The sequence below is a fragment of the Cohnella sp. SGD-V74 genome, assembly GCF_003001675.1.
In the GTDB taxonomy this organism is placed as follows: Bacteria; Bacillota; Bacilli; order Paenibacillales; family Paenibacillaceae; genus Cohnella.
Map to the genome: position 1 here is coordinate 71,795 of NZ_PVYW01000008.1, position 16,514 is coordinate 88,308.

Consider the following 16,514-nt stretch of genomic DNA (forward strand, 5'->3'; position numbering starts at 1 on the left):
TTATGCGTTCAGTACGAATTTCTCGATAACATGCTTGACGCCGTCCTCGTTGTTGGACAGCGTGACGTAATCGGCGACTGCCTTGAGCGCCGGGACCGCGTTGGACATCGCGACGCCGAGACCGGCCGCTTCGACCATCTCGTGGTCGTTCATCGCGTCGCCCATGGCGATCGTCTCTTCGATCGGAATGCCGTAATGGGCGGCGAGGAAGCGCAGCGCATGCCCTTTGGTGCCTTCCGGGTGCAGGAACTCCAAGTAGTTCGGCTTGGACTTGGTCAGATGCACCTGCGACCCGAAACGGGCTTTCAACTCAGGCAGCAGCGCGTCCAGCTTCGCGGGCTCGTCGATGATGAGCAGCTTCGTCTGCTTCGGATGTTCGATAATGCGCTTAAAGTCCGTTTCTACAAAATAAGGGATCTTGGATTGCTTGACGTAGCCTTTGACCTTGTCGTTGTCTTCGGGTACGTACAGCTTGTCGTCGATGTAGCTCTGCAGGTGCAGGCCGTTGGCGAGGCAGTATTCGTACAGTTCGCTCGCGACTTCTACCGGAATGGAGCGCTCGTAGAGCACCTCTTCGTCCAGCAGATTTTTGATCAGCGAGCCTTGGTAGGTGATGATAGGAACGTTCAGTCCGACTTGGCGGGCGATTTTCTGCGCGGAATCGAACATGCGTCCCGTCGCGATGGTAATATGGACTCCCCGGGCGATCGCGTCGTTCATCGCTTGGCGCGTTCCTTCCGTCACCGTCAATTCGTCCGTTAACAGCGTGTCGTCAAGATCCATGGCTATGAGGCGGTATGGCATCTTTCTCTCCCTCTCTGTCTCGTTGGTATCGTCCCATTGTAACCCAAATCGGCTTAATCGAAAAGTCGATAGGCATGGTATAATGATGGGGACTATCGGAGATGAGAGGGGATTCGGCAATGAAACGTTTGCGTTGGGGAATACTCGGCTGCGCCGCGATCGCGGACCGCGCTGTCATACCGGCCATTCTGGCGTCGGAGACAGGGGAGCTCGTCGGCATTGCCAGCAGAAACGAGGAGAAAGCAAAGGCGAAGGCGGAGGAGTTCGGCATTCCGAAGCACTACGGAAGCTACGAGGCGCTGCTGGCGGACCCGGAGATCGATGCCGTGTACATCCCGCTTCCGAACCATCTTCACAAGGAGTGGACGATCGCGGCGGCGAAAGCCGGCAAACATATTCTGTGCGAGAAGCCTCTTGCGATGAATGCGGCGGAAGCGCAGGAGATGGTCGACGCGTGCAAGGAAGCGGGCGTGCATCTGGCCGAAGCCTTCATGTATCGGCACCATCCGCGTATCGCCAGGGTGAAGGAGATTATCGCCAGCGGGGAGATCGGCGCTCTGAGGGCGATTCGAGGAGTATTTACATACAATGGAGCCGCGAATAAAACGGATATTAGGCAAGTGAAGGAATGGGGAGGCGGCGGTCTGTACGACGTCGGCGTATATCCGCTCAGCGCGGCCCGTTGGATTGCGGGAGCCGAGCCGGAAGCGGCGACGGTTCACGCGCTGTTCTCGCCGGAGCACGACGATGTGGATATGATGGCCTCCGGTCTGGTAGAGTTCGAAGGCGGAGTGGCGCTGACGTTCGACTGCGGCATGTGGGCGACGTTCCGCAACGAGCTGGAGATCGTCGGCACGGAGGGCACGATCGTGCTGAAGCCGTCGTTCCTGCCGAACAAGGAGAACGACGTGATCGTCGTGCAAGCCGGCGGGGAAACCCGAACGGAAGGCCCTTACGGCGTGGACGCTTACGTGGCGCAATCCGATCAGTTCGCCCGCGTCGTCTGGGGAGAGGAAGCTCCTCTGTATCCGGCCCAGGACGCCGTCGCCAATATGAAGCTGATCGACGCTTGCCTGGAGTCCGCACGCACTCGCCGCCGGGTTGAACTGTAACGGGTTAGAAAGCAAACGGCCGCTACGCAAAGCTCCCCCTTCCGATCCTGGGATCGGGAGGGGGAGCTTGTGGTGTGCCGCGACGGCTCGTTACTCGGAAACAGGCGGAGTATAGGTGACTGTGTAGGTTGTTTTCGTCAGCTTTCCGTATTTGTTGCTGACGACGATGTTGAACGTATTTACGCCGGGAGTCAGCTTAACGTTCGTCATGCTGGAGCTGATCAACTGGTCGTTAACGTAAACTATCGGGCTCCGGTCGTTCTCGTCGCTGACGGTCCAGGTCAACGTAATCGTCTGGGAGGTCGTGGACTCCGGCGCGTATCCCAGGGTGAACTGAGGTGCCGCCGGATCGAAAGTGACATTAAAGCTTTGCTCCGAAGACTCGCTGTTGGAATTGACCGCTTTGATGTGGATCGAATTCGGCCCAGGGGTAAGCTTGATCGATGTGCTGTTGCCGGAGATCAACTGGTTGTTGACGTACACCTGTACCCGATTATAGTTCGGGTCGGTTACCGTCCAGTTCAGCGTCAGCGATTCCTTGCCCGTCGTTTCCGGGATTGGAGCGACCGTCAAGACCGGTCCGCTGTTTTCCATCCGAACCTCGAACGTTTTCTCCGTTATTTTGCCATGTTTGTTCATCGCTTTGACGGTAATGGTATTCGGTCCCGGTCTGAGCGATAATGTCATGCTGGTACTGCCGCCGGCAGCCTCTCCGTTGACGAATACTTTCGGCGAGTAGTCGTTTTTGTCGCTGACCGTCCAACTGATCTTGAGCGTGTCCCGGTTGGTCGTCTGGGGGACGTTATGCACTTCCAATACGGGGCCGCCCCCTTGGAAAACGACGGTTTTGACGACTTTAGCCCATTGACCGTAGCTGTTTTCTGCCACGACGATAACTTCATTGCTGCCATCCTTTAAGGAGATCCTGGCGGAGGTTGCGGAATAGTGCTGGAGCTCGCCGTTGACGGATACTTTCGGATTGGGATCGTTCTCGTCTTTGACTTTCCATCTCACTTCGATTTCCTGCTTGTCGGTGATTTCCGGAATGCCGCTGACCTCCAAGGCAGGGGCGCCTTTCGCGAAAGTCACCTTCTTCGTTACGGACTGGGTTTTGCCGCCCGGTATTCTCGCTGACACCGTGTAGGTGTAAGTTCCCTCTTCCTTCAGACGGAAACCGACGCGGAATTGCCCCTGAACGACTTCGGCCTGCTCGTTGTTGATGAACACCTGGGCTCCCTTGGTCACATCTCCCGTTATATAGAACGTCGGAGTGGAGACCGTCTCGGGCGCTTCGACGTTCAGAATAAGCGATTGATCGGCGTCGGCCGCCGCTCCCTTGATCGCCCGGTACAGCAGCGTCGTAGCTTCTGCGCGTGTAACGGGCTTGTCCGGAGCCAAGGAATTTTCTCCGTAGCCGGTAATCAGCTTCTTCTCGACAGCCAAGGCAAAGTAAGTTTTCATATTCGGAGAAACGCTTGCGGTGTCGTCGTACCACATCAGAATATTCTCGTTTTCCAGATCGTCGGGCTGATAACCGAGCGTCTTCACCAACGCTACCGCCACATCTTCGCGCGTGGCCGATCCAGTCGGATCGAAGAAGGCTTTGCCCGATGGCGGGTAATAGCCCGTCAAGTATTCCTTGGCGGCCTCGATGGCCACGAACGACCAGCGCGACGAGGAGACATCGACGAACGAAGGTTTCTGGTCCTCGGAGGGCAGTTCCAGATAGAACGCCCGGGTGATCAGTGTCGCGAATTCCTCGCGTGTCACTTCCTTGTTCGGTTTAAAGGTTTTGTCGGAATAACCCGCGACGATTCCCAACCGAGCCATGCTGTTGATTTCTTCCTTGGCCCAGTGCGTGCCGCTTACGTCCTGGAAGTCGGACGAGCTGTCCGCATAGGCCATGAACGGATATGCAAGTACGATGGCAAGCAAGAGACCTGAAGCGGCCCACAGCTTTTTGATCATAGTTCTACTCTCCTAATCGAAAATAAGAATAAAACTACTATAGCAGATGGCGTTTGGAGAAGACTGTCGAAGTTTGTCGAGGTGTGCGAGTTAGCGTTTGGCGTTCTGTTGAGGTCCGGGTTTTACAGCGCGGCTGGATCGCATTCATCAACGGACTTGCACAACAAATGGAACGGTAGTGAGTTTACCCTCGTACTGAAATTGGCCCCAAATCTTATAGATCCCCGCCTCGGGAAATACAGTGTGAAACATAACATTGCTTCCCGAGCTCATCTCTTCCGCAGCGTGCACGTGAACATACACGTCAGCCGAGCTATTCAGAATAACGCTATGCCCGGAAGCTCCCAGGTAGGTTTCGAGCCTTCCAACCGGCTGTAGAGTTTCGGCATCGGAGACTTGGAATAGGAGCATAACCATTTCTCCGGCAATGATGTTATCAAGGCCCGGGCTGGCGGTTAGAGAAATATGGAGATCGTCCATTCTTTGGCTGTATGAGTCATCGGGGAGCGTTTCTGCCTTTGGAGGCATTTCTCCAGCTACTGTGATCCATTGTCTATGGACGGTCATGTCCTGATGTTCAGGTATAAATTCGCTAATTAGAAGATACGGACCGGCATGGGGGAATGAAATTCGGACGGTAAAGACACCTTCCCCCACATATTCCGGATGGACATGCATGAACGTACCAAGATCCTTGCTTACCACGATCAGATGCATTAACTTTGTTCGATCTTCAACAAACTTCTGTACAGGTATGCCGGAAGAATCGATTACTAACAGTCTGATGTCGACCTCCCCTTGTTCGAAGGACTTTCCAGCGGATTCAGCTGCAATAACCCGATAACCTCTATCGGTTATATTTGTCATTTGATCCTGCTGGATCATGGCCAGCAGACCTCGTACAGGAGGACTCTTATCCACATTGTCCCACTTGGTTGCGGAGCAACCCGTCATCAGGGCCAAACCGAGTATGAACGCCGCCATCTTTAGAGTGTTTTTGAGAAAAATGTTCATTGGCTGCCTCGAGTAGGCGAGATAGCGAGGATGCTTAATGCGAGGGACAAAAGGGAAGCTTGAACAATGGAGCCCACCCATAATTCCGGAGCCCATCCAATCCCGCCTGACAATGCCATACTGAGAAAATAACTGCCCCACAGCGCCACGGGTACAGCTATCGCCAAAATTCGATAACCTCCCGTCGTGTTCCCTCCAAGTCGCAATTTTACATAGATTAAATCTGCAGCCAGTCCGCCTATAAGAGGGACGAGAATAGCCAAATACTGCTGGAATCCGTCCAGTACGCCCATAAGTACGCTTATAAAGGTAAAGAGAAAAGTAAATGAGCCAAAAGGAACCTGCCATCGCTTGAGCAGCAGGAATACCGGGAACATGAACAGCAAGGTGTTTAACAGAATGTAGGATAGACCGCGAATCTCCAAATCTTCGATGACCCGTATACCGAAGAATGGATCGGTTCGGCTTTTATACCAATCGATGACGGCCGGGGTCGCCAAGTTATAGCGAAACATCCATACATACATCAGGAAAAAACTAACGACCCCTACGGTCAGGGCAGCAGAGAGAAGAATCGGGAAAAAGTGGCGCCAACCGGGTTGATCGGGAGAGAGTGCCCAGCCATACCGAAAGGGGCTGCTAATAATCAATAGCGTTCCCAGCATTAGCACGAGATGGGACGGGCTAAGGAGAGCGTCCAAATCTTGCTCTATGCCAAAGATCAGGTGCCAGGTCATATCGGCAATTCCGCCAAAAAGAAAAACCGCAACGCCTATCAAGCCAAGTCCGTATCCTGTCGGGATTGCTTGATGCCAGGTTCCCCCATTCCGTCTCTTGTTCACATAGATCAGTCCGACGATCCATAATGCCGAAGCCAAAAATCCGCTGTAAAGAATGGCGTGCCATGGTGTGAAAAAAGTTTCGGGAACCCGATGATTGTGCGCATATCCATCAACGAAAATGCCGACCACCAACCATGTACCCATAAGCATGGTAAGCATATGAACGCTAGTCTTAACCTTCATCGAGTCCAATACTGACCCCTCCCTGGCAACGACACCTAACATCTGGTGAGCAATAATCGACTTATCTCACTGGATATTCGTTAAGTCGTCGAGTAGATTTGTATGGAGTGTATTGGCTGCGAGTTTACAAAAGGTTCGTAATAAGATTAGTCTTCTGCGGCGCAGGATCTGCGAGACGGCTTTGTTCTATTTTTCCACCGTGTCCAGCACGTCCTTAAGGATGGCCAGATTCGCATTGTAAGCGGAATTAATCCAATGTCCGGAGGCCACCTGGTAGACGCGATTTTGTTTGACGGCCGACAGATTGTTCCATAGAGGAAGCGAAGCGAGCAGTTCCCGCACCTGTTCGTCCGTCTGTCCTTCCGGCGTAATGACGAACAGCTTATCTGCGTCCAGTTCGGCCAATTTCTCTAAGCTTAATTGCGCGAAATTGTCCGGAACCGTCGTAGCGAGAGAATGCGGCCTCAGGCCAACTGCTCGAGAGGAAGGAAATGCGGGGTGACGATAATCAGATCGGGATCGTGGCCGAGAACGGCTTCCGGGGATAATCCGTTCATGAGATCGAGCTTCGGCAGATCCTTGAGCCAAGGCTCCAGATGGTCCTGCACGGTAGTACCCGCCGCGTATTTGGCTACGCTCCCGCGAAGGGAGCGACTTTAAGCAGATGGTGGAGGACAAGCTTAATCCGCCGTTTCAATCCACGCTCCCGCGAAGGGAGCGACTGTCAAAGACCGCGCCGTTCGCGCTTTTACGGATGTTTCAATCCACGCTCCCGCGAAGGGAGCGACCTCGAAAACAAGCTGCAAGAGGCCAAGGACACCGGTTTCAATCCACGCTCCCGCGAAGGGAGCGACAGCGAGCCTATTGAGCCCTTGCGTGGCAAGGGATTTGAGGCTCAAAAGTGCGAATCGGTATTTTTAGAGTAGAAAAGCAGGCTCAAAAATGACGTGAAAAGCCGGGAGCCCTTGTGCAGCAAGAGGTGCGAATCTCCCGGGAAAATCATGTGAGCTTGGGGTTCGCACCACATAGTTTCAGTATAATTCAGTGAGCGGTATTTTTCCAAAGCATAAAAGCTATCTATTCGTCATTCTTGAACAATTAACCCCACTATTGGTTTGCGATATGGCTTGAGTTATACTAATTGTAATGAAAAAAAGGCGGTGTGCAGAGTGAAGCGGATGCCAATCGGAGTGGATGATTTTAAAGCGATTCATGAGCGTAATTTGTACTATGTAGATAAGTCGATGCTCATCAAGGACATCCTCGATGATGGCGCCGAGGTTAATCTGATCGCACGCCCCCGAAGGTTCGGAAAAACGCTAAACCTATCCATGTTGCGCTATTTTTTTGAGAAAACGGAAGAGAACCATGGAGCGCTTTTTCAGGACTTGGAGATCTGGTATCAAGGAGAACGCTATCAGCGAGAGCAAGGTAAGTATCCGGTTATTGCACTAACGTTGAAAAGTTTAAAAATGAATACATGGAAAAGTAATTATTCCCGACTATGTACATTGTTGGCTACAGAGATAGAGCGTCATGGTTACTTGTATGAAAAGAACGACCTGTCCAGTAACGATAAGTATATCGTTTCTAGAATTCTGGATAGAACTGCAGATGAGTCGGAATATGGGGGCAGTATCGAGCTATTGTCGCGTTTGCTTCATGCGTATCACGGAGAAAAGGTTATTATTCTCGTGGATGAGTACGATACGCTACTGAACGAAGCATATATTCACGGTTTCTATGATGAGGCGGCTGCTTTTTTGCGATTGTTATTAGGCGAAGCCTTCAAGAACAATGTTCATCTGCGTAAAGGTGTTATGACGGGGATTTTTCGCGTTGCAAAAGAGAGTATATTCAGTGGATTAAACAATCTCAAGGTAAGTACGATTATTCAAGACGATTACAGGGAGTACTTCGGTTTCACGGAATTGGAAGTTCAGAAAATACTTGAAGATTTCGGCTTAAGAGAGCAGGTTGCTGAGGTTACGAAGTGGTATAACGGGTACCGTTTCGGGGAGGAAGTTCCTCTAACGATTTACAATCCATGGTCCATCGTGCAGTATTCGGATCAGCGCAAGCTGGTTTCGTACTGGGTGAACACAAGTGATAACTTGATCGTACGTAAGCTTGTGACTGAAGGCAGCGGGGAGATACAACAACAAGTCGCAGACCTGCTGAAACGACAGGCAATCGGTCCGGTTCGAATTGACGATACGATAGTGTACCGAGAAGTAGATCGCTCACCGGATACGATATGGTCTTTTTTACTCATGAGCGGGTACCTAAAGACCGTTACATTGGAAAGGCATACGGAAGGGATGCTTCGAGGGCTGTTCGGAACGCTGACGATTCCCAATGAAGAAGTGTATGATTTTTTTGCGGAGATGCTGTCGAGTTGGTTTTCGGATACAGTAAAGGGCGGCTCTACGACCAAGCTGCTGCAGGCACTGACAGACGGTGATATCGCCACTTTTAGCGGCATGCTTCAAGAGACCGTTTTGCATACGTTTAGCTATCATGATGTAAGCGACGATCGTTCGGAGAGCTTCTACCATGCATTTGTTTTAGGGATTCTGGTATATCTTGATAAGGAGTACGAGGTGATTTCTAATCGTGAGAGCGGCTATGGAAGACATGACGTAATGATCGTGCCTCGCGAGCGTAAAAAGGGACGGAAGGGGATTATTCTCGAGTTTAAGAGGGCGGATGCAATACGGGAAGAGTCGTTAGACGAAGCGCTTGACGCCGCTTTGCTTCAAATCGATGAGAAGCGATATGAGGCAGAGCTTCACGCTCGCGGCATTCAGGGTATCGTTAAGCTCGGTATTGCTTTTAAAGGTAAGCGGGTAAAAGTTAAGGGCAGGGAGCAGGGGGAAAAGTAATTTCCAAGTAAAAACTTCAGGGAGAGAAAGATCGATAACGATTTGCAACAGTTTGTTCCGAAATTAAGTTAAATCTGCGCTTCCGCTGAGGAGAAAAAAGGGCGTCTCATGCGTTTCTCATGCGGCGTCCTTTTTTTTCTTTATTGTACTTTTCTTATGTAGGGCACAACTTGCGGGATTTCCTGTGAGCAATGCACGTTTTGTAGAATCTAGCTCCCGCGAAGGGAGCGACCTCCAAGATACGGTGTCATTGTCAGAGCGCTGTTCAATCCACGCCCCTGCAAAAGGAGCGACATTGAGATCTCGCTGCTGATAACGGAGATTTTTGTTTCAATCCATGCTCCCGCGAAGTGAGCGACGGGACGGCCGCGAAAAAACCTTGATCCTGTCTCAGTTTCAATCCACGCTCCCGCGAAGGAGCGACCAATCGGAGTGGTCGTGCCTGGGCGCATTAAAGTTTCAATCCACACTCCCACGAAGGAGCGACTTACCTTGCGCGTTTCTTAATCGGGATTAGCTCGTTTCAATCCACGCTCCCGCGAAGGAGCGACACTCTCCCGCTTAATTATTGCAAACATATTCATCGTTTCAATCCATGCTCCCGCGAAGGAGCGACTAACGAATTCTATGGACTGCTGCTCGATATTGCTGTTTCAATCCACGCTCCCGCGAAGGAGCGACGACGTTATGGAGCGTATCCGGTCCGGTATGCTTGGTTTCAATCCACGCTCCCGCGAAGGAGCGACCGGCTATCAGGTCCGGTTACAGCGCAAGGACAGCGTTTCAATCCACGCTCCCGCGAAGGAGCGACGTCGGTGAGTCCGGATGATTCAGTTTCACAAGAGTTTCAATCCACGCTCCCGCGAAGGAGCGACGAGACGCAAATGGCAGATTTCAAAAGCAAACTGGTTTCAATCCACGCTCCCGCGAAGGAGCGACTTTCTGCCCCAGGAACAATATCCCATTGAAGAGTTTCAATCCACGCTCCCGCGAAGGAGCGACTCCGGCTTCCGAGGATGTCACAAGAGCATTAGCTGTTTCAATCCACGCTCCCGTGAAGGGAGCGACTGCTGAAGCGCGGACAGATATCGAGATCGCTCAAGTTTCAATCCACGCTCCCGCGAAAGGAGCGACAAGTTTCGTCCGGTCCAGCCAGATCCGAGCGCTGTTTCAATCCACGCTCCCGCGAAAGGAGCGACTCCGCCGATTACGATGTCGGCCAGAGCGGCCCGTTTCAATCCACGCTCCCGAGAAGGAGCGACAGCGAGCCTGTTGAGCCCTTGCCCGGCAAGGGATTAGAGGCCCAAAAGTGCGAATCGGTATTTTTAGAGTAGAAAAGCAGGCTCAAAAATGGCATGAAAAGCCGACAACCCTTGTGCAGCAAGAGGTGCGAATCTCCCGGGAAAATCATGTGAGCTTGGGGTTCGCACCAATAAAACTATTTTACCACGTAGACGCTATGCTCGCTTGGTGACGTTATTGCGGCGGCGAAAAAAGTCAACCGCTCCAAGACTCAAACGGTCCGGAGGACAGACGCCGGAGAGGCGGTGGACAGGCGTTCGACGAAACGGGTGTCGACGCGGATTTTCATCCGGGCGTCGGAGCCGTGCTCGGCCGGATCCGTCAGCAGGTCGACGGCGAGCCTGGCCATCTTTTCCTTCTCGACATGGATGGTCGTCAGCTCAGGCGTGACGATGACGGATTCGTTGATGTTGTCGAAGCCGATGACGGAAATGTCCTCCGGGACGCGATAGCCGAGCTCGGCCAGCGTCTTCATGGCGCTGATGGCGATATAGTCGCACTCGCAGAAGAGAGCCGTAGGCAGCCGGCCCTCCGACCGAATGCAAGCTTCGAGCTGCTGGCGCATCGATTCTTGTGAAGAAAGCAGCGTCGGCGCGACCGCGAACGTTCGGCTCGGCGCGACCTCCAAACCTCTCTCCCGAAGCGCGGCAAGGAACCCCGATTTACGCTCCTCGAAGTTGTGAATCCGCACGTTGGAAGCGACATAGCCGATGTCCTTGTGGCCCAGCTCGCACAAGTGCGCTCCCGCTTGGTAAGCTCCCATTGCATTGTTGATTTCGACGAAGTGAATCGGCAGCGTATCGTAGCAAGTGTCCAGAACCACGAGCTGAGGGAGACGATCCGCGGCGGCTGCGATCTGCTCTTTCCCTAGATTGGTCCCCAGCAAAATAACCCCGTTGCTGCGATGTTCCTCGGCAATGGCACGAACGTTATGCTCGAACTGCTCCATATCCACGGATGAGAACATAACGGAATACCCTTTGGAACGGCAGCGTTCTTCGACGAAATGAATCAATTCGCGGAAAAAAGGCTGCTGGTAGTACTCCTCAAGCACGATTCCCAGATTGGTGATGACCAGAAACAAAATCGATTTGGAGGTTTTATCGGACGGGGCCGTCGAGTTTCTCGGTTTGACGTTGTACCCCATTTCCCGGGCAATGCGCAATATTCTTTCCCTCGTCTCGCTGCCGATGCCGGGCTTGCCGCTGAGCGCCAAAGAGACGGCCGATTTCGAAACTTGCGCGATTTTCGCGATATCTTCCATTTTCATCGGAATTTCTCCGTTCTATTTCGGATATTAAGCTGAAGATGTCGAAGCTGTTGAGTTGAGTTTAGTTTACTACTGTTTTCTCGTTTTGTACAACATTCAAACTAAACAATCACAATAATCCAGTTAAAATGACTAAACTAACACTAAATTTTAGTTGACTCCCTAATATCGCGGTGATAGGATGGGGGTGTGAGTTAGTGGGATTACCGTTTTTCTAATGCTTGTTTAGTCGATGGACTGATTTTGTTTAGTTAAATTTAGTGTATACGCGAGTCCGTTGAGGCAGGTAGATTCGATAAGCCGATTTCACAAGGGAGAGAGCAACATGAAAAAGCTGAAGCTGGGGTATGCTCCGACGCGGAGGTTCACGTTCAGCGCGGAAGACGCTTTTAAGTACAAGGTGCAGATCCGCGAAAAGATGGACTCCTTCGGAATGGACATCGATATCGTCGATTTGGAGGGGCTCAATTCGGAGGGGCTGCTGTACGACGACCGGATCGGGGCGGAGGCAATCGCGGAGCATCTGCTCAAGGAGAAGGTTGACGCGGTTTTTTTTCCTCATTGCAACTTCGGGACGGAGGATACGGTAGCCCGGGTTGCCAAGGCGCTCGGCAAGCCGGTGCTGCTGTGGGGGCCGCGGGATGAAGCGCCGCTGGAGGACGGAATGCGCCTTCGCGATACGCAGTGCGGCCTGTTCGCGACGGGCAAGGTGCTGCGCCGCTTCCGGACGCCGTTCACATACGTGACGAACAGTCGATTGGACGATCCGGTGTTCGAGCGCGGCTTCAAAAATTTCGTGGCGGCGGCCAACGTGGTGCGTCATTTCCGCAGCTTGAGAATTTTGCAGATCGGGCCGCGGCCGACTTCCTTCTGGACGATGATGTGCAACGAAGGCGAGCTGCTGGAGCGGTTCGGTATCGAGCTGCACCCGATTACGCTGGTGGATATTACGAACGCGGCGAAGAAGGCCGAGAAGTCCGGAGGTTCCGAGCTGACGGAGGCGATCCAATACATTCGCGACAAGCTGGATATCTCTGAGGTGACGGACGACGACGTCAAGCGGGTGGCCGCGCTTAAAGTCGCGATGAAGAAGCTGGCGGTCGACTCCGGCAGCACCGCGATCGCGATTCAATGCTGGTCCGCTCTGCAGGACGCGATCGGCATTATGCCGTGCCTAGCCAACGCGATTTTGACCGATGAGCAAATTCCGGTCACTTGCGAGACCGACATCCACGGTGCGATCACGTCGGTGATGGTGCAGGCGGCCGCGATGAACGAGGCTCCGACCTTTTTCGCCGATATTACGGTCCGCCACCCGGAGAACGACAACGGAGAGCTGCTGTTCCATTGCGGCAATTTTCCCGTGTCGCTCAGTGTGGAGAACAAGCCGAAAATGCGCAAGCACTTTTTGTTCGACGATCATGCCCCGGGCACCCACGAAGGAGAAATCCGCGGCGGCAGCATGACGATTGCCCGTTTCGACGGCGATAACGGCGAGTATCAGTTGTTCCTCGGCAAGGCGAAAGGCATCACGGGTCCGTATACGCGCGGTTCTTACGTCTGGGTGGAGGTTAACGATTGGCCGCTGTGGGAGGAAAAGCTGGTGAAAGGCCCGTACGTGCACCATTCCGTCGGCATACACGCCAACGTCATCCCGGCGCTTTACGAGGCCTGCCAATACATTCCCGGCCTTACGCCGGACCCGGTCGATCCGACGGAGGATCAAATCCGCGCTTGGCTGAGAGGGAGCGTGTAACTATGGCAAGCATACTGGAACTGAAGCGCAAATCGCTGCAAATCCGCAAAGAGCTGATGACGATGATCCATGCGGCGAAAGGCGGGCACACCGGAGGCTCGCTCAGCAATACCGACATTTTGACCGCCCTTTATTATGAAGTAATGAAGCACGATCCGAATCGTCCGAAGCTTCCGGAGCGGGACCGTTTTGTGGCGAGCAAAGGGCACTGCGTCGAATCTCTCTGGTGCATTTTGGCCGACCTCGGCTATTTTCCGAAAGAGGAGCTGTCCACGTTCAGCCAGTTCGGCACGAGATTGATCGGACATCCGAACAACAAGGTGCCTGGCGTCGAGATGAACACGGGAGCGCTCGGTCACGGTCTGGCGGTGTCTGTCGGAATGGCGCTGGCTGCCAAGCGGGACGGCAATCCGTACCGCGTCTATTGCCTGATGGGCGACGGGGAGCAGGCCGAAGGCTCGGTCTGGGAGGCGGCGATGGCGGGTGCTCACTACAAGCTGGACAATCTCGTCGGCATCATCGACCGCAATCGGTTGCAGATCAGCGGGAGCACGGAGGACGTTATGGCGTTGGAGCCGTTGGACCGAAAATGGGAAGCGTTCGGCTGGCATGTCGTCACCGTGGACGGCCACGATTACGGCGAGCTGCTGAAGGCGTTCAACTCCGTGCCGGAGGTATCCGGCAAGCCAACGCTGCTGCTGGCCAACACCATCAAGGGCAAGGGCGTTTCTTTTGCGGAAAACAAACCGGAATGGCACCATCACGTTCCCAACGACGAGCAGCTGAAGCAGGCGCATGAGGAGCTCGACGCCGAGCTGGCCGCGCTTGCAGATGAACAGGAAAGGAGCGGGACTCATGCCTAATACGATTCCGAACCGCCAGGCGATGTGCGAAACGCTGCTGGAACTGGCGGAAAACAGCCGCGACATCATGGTGCTGGCAAGCGACTCGCGGGGCTCGGCGGCAATGGCGCCGTTCGCGAAGCGGTTTCCCGAGCAATTCGTGGAGACGGGCATCGCGGAGCAAAACATCGTCGGCATCGCGGCGGGCTTGGCGCACAGCGGTAAAACGCCGTTCGTGACTTCGCCAGCCTGTTTCCTGAGCATGCGGAGCATCGAGCAGATCAAGGTGGACGTCGCTTACTCTAATACGAACGTCAAGCTGATCGGCATTAGCGGCGGCATCTCGTACGGAGCGCTCGGCATGTCGCATCACTCGGTTCAGGATATTGCCGTAACGCGGGCGATTCCCGGTCTGGCCGTCGTGCTGCCGGCGGATCGCCATGAGACGAAGAAAATGACCCGCGCCATCGCCGAATACGAAGGCGGCGTATACGTGCGCATCGGACGGAATCCGGTCGAGGACGTATACGAGGAGGACGACGATCGCGAGTTCGTGCTCGGCCAAGCCGTTCGCCTGAAGGACGGCAGCGATCTGACGCTGATCGCCGCGGGAGAAACGGTGCGCATCGCTCTGGATGCCGCGAAGCTGCTGGAGCAAAGCGGAATTCAGGCGCGGGTGTTGAACATGCACACGATCAAGCCTCTGGACACCGAAGCGATCGTCGCCGCCGCCGAAGAGACGGGCGCGATCGTCACGCTCGAGGAGCACAGCGTATACGGCGGCCTCGGCGCCGCGGTCGCCGAAGTGACGTCCCAGCATTGTCCGGTTCCGCTCAAGATTCTCGGCATTCCCGACGAGCCCGCGATCGCCGGCAAGACGGCCGAGGTGTTTCGCCATTACGGCCTGTCCGCGGAGAATGTCAAGGAGCTTGCCGAGCGATTGGCGAGCGTGAAGATGCGATGAGCTATCTGCTTACCGTAGATCAGAGCACGGCCGGCACGAAAGCGGTGCTGATCGACCGGGAAGGGCGCATCCGGCATCGCTGCTCGCTCGCGCATCGGCAGATCTATCCGCGGGACGGCTGGGTGGAACATGATCCGCTTGAACTGTATGATAACGTTAAAGGCGCCATTCGCGGAGTCATGGAGAACGCCGGCATCGGCCCGGAAGCCGTCGCGGCGCTGACGATTACGAATCAGCGCGAGACGGCGCTGATCTGGGACCGCGAGACCGGCCTGCCGATCGCCAATGCGATCGTCTGGCAGTGCCGGCGCTCCGCCGATTGGTGCGAGCGAATGAAGCGGGAAGGGCTGGAGCCGCTGGTCGCGGCGAAGACCGGCCTGCCGCTGGACCCTTATTTCTCGGCAGGAAAATGGAGCTGGCTGCTGGAGCATGCGTCGGCCGGCATTCCGATCGAGCGACTGGCCGCAGGTACGGTCGACAGCTGGCTGATCTGGAAGCTGACGGGCGGTCAAGTACATGCAACCGATTACACGAACGCGAGCCGGACGCAGCTGTTCAACATCCATACGCTGAGATGGGATGAAGAGCTTGCGGACGCCTTCGGCATTCCGCTGTCGCTGCTGCCGGAAGTGAGGGACAGCGACGCCGCATACGGCATGACGGCCGAGCCGGAGCTGTTTCCGTCTCCGAAGCCGATCGTCGGCGTCATCGGAGATTCGCAGGCCGCGCTGTTCGGTCAGCAGTGCACGCGGCCGGGTATGGCCAAAGGGACTTACGGCACCGGAACGTCTGTGCTGATGCATACCGGAGACGAGCCGATCAAGGCGGGACACGGGCTGGTGACGGCGGTGGCCTGGGGAATCGGCGGCCGGGTGGAATACGCGCTGGAGGGCGTAATTCGCTCGACCGGGGACTGTCTGAATTGGGTACGCAACGAACTCGGCTTGTTCCGGGATTACGCCGAGTTGGAAGCGGCTGCAGAGGAAGTCGGCGATACGGGAGGAGTCTACCTGGTACCGGCTTTCGTCGGTCTCGGCGCTCCGCATTGGAATGCCCGAGCCCGAGCGGCCATTATCGGCCTCAATCGTTCGTCGGACCGGCGCCATCTGCTGCGCGCCGCGCTTGAGAGCATTGCCTATCAGGTGGCGGACGCGGTGCGTTTGCTGTCGGCGGAGACCGGTTTGCCGCTGCGAGAGCTGCGCGTCGACGGAGGGGCTACCGCCAACGAGCTGCTGATGCGTTTCCAGGCAGACCTGTTGGATGCGGAAGTCGTTCGTTCCGACGCGGCCGAACTGTCCGCGCTCGGTTCCGCCTACATGGGAGGGCTGGCGCTCGGATGGTGGGACCGGGACGAGTTGTTTTCATTTTATCGCAAAAATAAAAGCTATTCGCCGAGCATGGACCCAGAGACGCGCGAGCGTCTGAACCGGGGCTGGCAAGCGGCGGTGACGGCTGTGCTTGCGGCCGAGCAAGCTTCGCGGGCAGACTGAAGCTCTGTCGGGCGGGCTGGGGCTGCGGCAGATCGCGTTCTGAGGACCGAATGCGGTCCGTCATCAAATCATCTAGAAGATA

Annotated in this window: 13 protein-coding genes and 1 CRISPR repeat array; of the genes, 6 read left to right on the top strand and 7 right to left on the bottom strand. The window is 54.8% G+C overall.

Annotation, left to right across the window (positions count from 1 at the left end; translation table 11 throughout):
* Positions 1-804, bottom strand: a complete 804-nt coding sequence (locus tag B0G52_RS13925; RefSeq protein WP_094045246.1) for a Cof-type HAD-IIB family hydrolase — start codon at positions 802-804, stop codon at positions 1-3.
* Between the two features lie 119 nt (positions 805-923).
* Between B0G52_RS13925 and B0G52_RS13930 the strand changes: the two genes are divergently transcribed.
* Positions 924-1,916, top strand: coding sequence for a Gfo/Idh/MocA family protein (locus B0G52_RS13930; protein WP_094045248.1), 993 nt, complete (start codon positions 924-926; stop codon positions 1,914-1,916).
* 90 nt (positions 1,917-2,006) lie between these two features.
* Here B0G52_RS13930 and B0G52_RS13935 read toward each other — a convergent pair whose 3' ends face one another.
* From B0G52_RS13935 to B0G52_RS35585, 5 genes are all read right to left on the bottom strand, one after another.
* Complete coding sequence (locus B0G52_RS13935) at positions 2,007-3,884, bottom strand: S-layer homology domain-containing protein (RefSeq protein ID WP_094045250.1); 1,878 nt, start codon at positions 3,882-3,884, stop codon at positions 2,007-2,009.
* A gap of 147 nt (positions 3,885-4,031) precedes the next feature.
* Positions 4,032-4,898: a hypothetical protein gene (locus B0G52_RS13940; protein ID WP_094045252.1), complete on the bottom strand. Its 867-nt coding sequence runs from the start codon at positions 4,896-4,898 to the stop codon at positions 4,032-4,034.
* On the bottom strand, positions 4,895-5,932 hold the full coding sequence (locus B0G52_RS13945; RefSeq protein WP_094045254.1) for a hypothetical protein: 1,038 nt from the start codon (positions 5,930-5,932) through the stop codon (positions 4,895-4,897). Before B0G52_RS13945 ends, B0G52_RS13940 begins: the two co-directional genes overlap by 4 nt.
* 177 nt (positions 5,933-6,109) lie before the next feature.
* On the bottom strand, positions 6,110-6,391 hold the full coding sequence (locus B0G52_RS35580; RefSeq protein ID WP_483296161.1) for an ABC transporter substrate-binding protein: 282 nt from the start codon (positions 6,389-6,391) through the stop codon (positions 6,110-6,112).
* Entirely contained in the window at positions 6,388-6,531 is a 144-nt protein-coding gene (locus B0G52_RS35585) for a hypothetical protein (RefSeq protein ID WP_158223708.1), read from the bottom strand. Before B0G52_RS35585 ends, B0G52_RS35580 begins: the two co-directional genes overlap by 4 nt.
* A 570-nt stretch (positions 6,532-7,101) precedes the next feature.
* Between B0G52_RS35585 and B0G52_RS13955 the strand changes: the two genes are divergently transcribed.
* The gene (locus B0G52_RS13955; RefSeq protein ID WP_233162677.1) at positions 7,102-8,808 is read left to right on the top strand and encodes an AAA family ATPase; all 1,707 of its coding nucleotides are present in this window, start codon (positions 7,102-7,104) and stop codon (positions 8,806-8,808) included.
* Positions 8,809-9,201: 393 nt separating this feature from the next.
* A CRISPR array of direct repeats spans positions 9,202-9,810; the repeat unit is 31 nt; unit sequence GTTTCAATCCACGCTCCCGCGAAGGAGCGAC.
* A gap of 511 nt (positions 9,811-10,321) precedes the next feature.
* Here B0G52_RS13955 and B0G52_RS13960 read toward each other — a convergent pair.
* On the bottom strand, positions 10,322-11,380 hold the full coding sequence (locus B0G52_RS13960) for a LacI family DNA-binding transcriptional regulator (RefSeq protein ID WP_094045260.1): 1,059 nt from the start codon (positions 11,378-11,380) through the stop codon (positions 10,322-10,324).
* A 325-nt stretch (positions 11,381-11,705) separates the two neighbouring features.
* Between B0G52_RS13960 and B0G52_RS13965 the strand changes: the two genes are divergently transcribed.
* Genes B0G52_RS13965 through B0G52_RS13980 form a run of 4 tightly spaced genes read left to right on the top strand, consistent with a single transcriptional unit; the run spans position 11,706 to position 16,432 of the window.
* Entirely contained in the window at positions 11,706-13,136 is a 1,431-nt protein-coding gene (locus B0G52_RS13965) for an L-fucose/L-arabinose isomerase family protein (protein ID WP_094045262.1), read from the top strand.
* Between the two features lie 2 nt (positions 13,137-13,138).
* A complete protein-coding gene (locus B0G52_RS13970) occupies positions 13,139-13,999 on the top strand; it encodes a transketolase (RefSeq protein WP_094045264.1) in 861 nt (286 codons plus the stop codon).
* On the top strand, positions 13,992-14,942 hold the full coding sequence (locus B0G52_RS13975; protein ID WP_094045266.1) for a transketolase family protein: 951 nt from the start codon (positions 13,992-13,994) through the stop codon (positions 14,940-14,942). Before B0G52_RS13970 ends, B0G52_RS13975 begins: the two co-directional genes overlap by 8 nt.
* Positions 14,939-16,432, top strand: coding sequence for an FGGY family carbohydrate kinase (locus B0G52_RS13980; protein WP_094045268.1), 1,494 nt, complete (start codon positions 14,939-14,941; stop codon positions 16,430-16,432). Before B0G52_RS13975 ends, B0G52_RS13980 begins: the two co-directional genes overlap by 4 nt.
* Positions 16,433-16,514: the final 82 nt, after the last annotated feature.

What these genes read in the sequence shown, in the direction of transcription:
- B0G52_RS13970 (WP_094045264.1), top strand. Translation starts at nt 13,139, where the DNA reads ATGGCAAGCATACTGGAACTGAAGCGCAAATCGCTGCAAATCCGCAAA.
- B0G52_RS13980 (WP_094045268.1), top strand. Translation starts at nt 14,939, where the DNA reads ATGAGCTATCTGCTTACCGTAGATCAGAGCACGGCCGGCACGAAAGCG.
- B0G52_RS13955 (WP_233162677.1), top strand. Translation starts at nt 7,102, where the DNA reads ATGCCAATCGGAGTGGATGATTTTAAAGCGATTCATGAGCGTAATTTG.
- B0G52_RS13940 (WP_094045252.1), bottom strand. Translation starts at nt 4,898, where the DNA reads ATGAACATTTTTCTCAAAAACACTCTAAAGATGGCGGCGTTCATACTC.
- B0G52_RS13965 (WP_094045262.1), top strand. Translation starts at nt 11,706, where the DNA reads ATGAAAAAGCTGAAGCTGGGGTATGCTCCGACGCGGAGGTTCACGTTC.
- B0G52_RS13935 (WP_094045250.1), bottom strand. Translation starts at nt 3,884, where the DNA reads ATGATCAAAAAGCTGTGGGCCGCTTCAGGTCTCTTGCTTGCCATCGTA.
- B0G52_RS13975 (WP_094045266.1), top strand. Translation starts at nt 13,992, where the DNA reads ATGCCTAATACGATTCCGAACCGCCAGGCGATGTGCGAAACGCTGCTG.
- B0G52_RS13925 (WP_094045246.1), bottom strand. Translation starts at nt 804, where the DNA reads ATGCCATACCGCCTCATAGCCATGGATCTTGACGACACGCTGTTAACG.
- B0G52_RS13960 (WP_094045260.1), bottom strand. Translation starts at nt 11,380, where the DNA reads ATGAAAATGGAAGATATCGCGAAAATCGCGCAAGTTTCGAAATCGGCC.
- B0G52_RS13930 (WP_094045248.1), top strand. Translation starts at nt 924, where the DNA reads ATGAAACGTTTGCGTTGGGGAATACTCGGCTGCGCCGCGATCGCGGAC.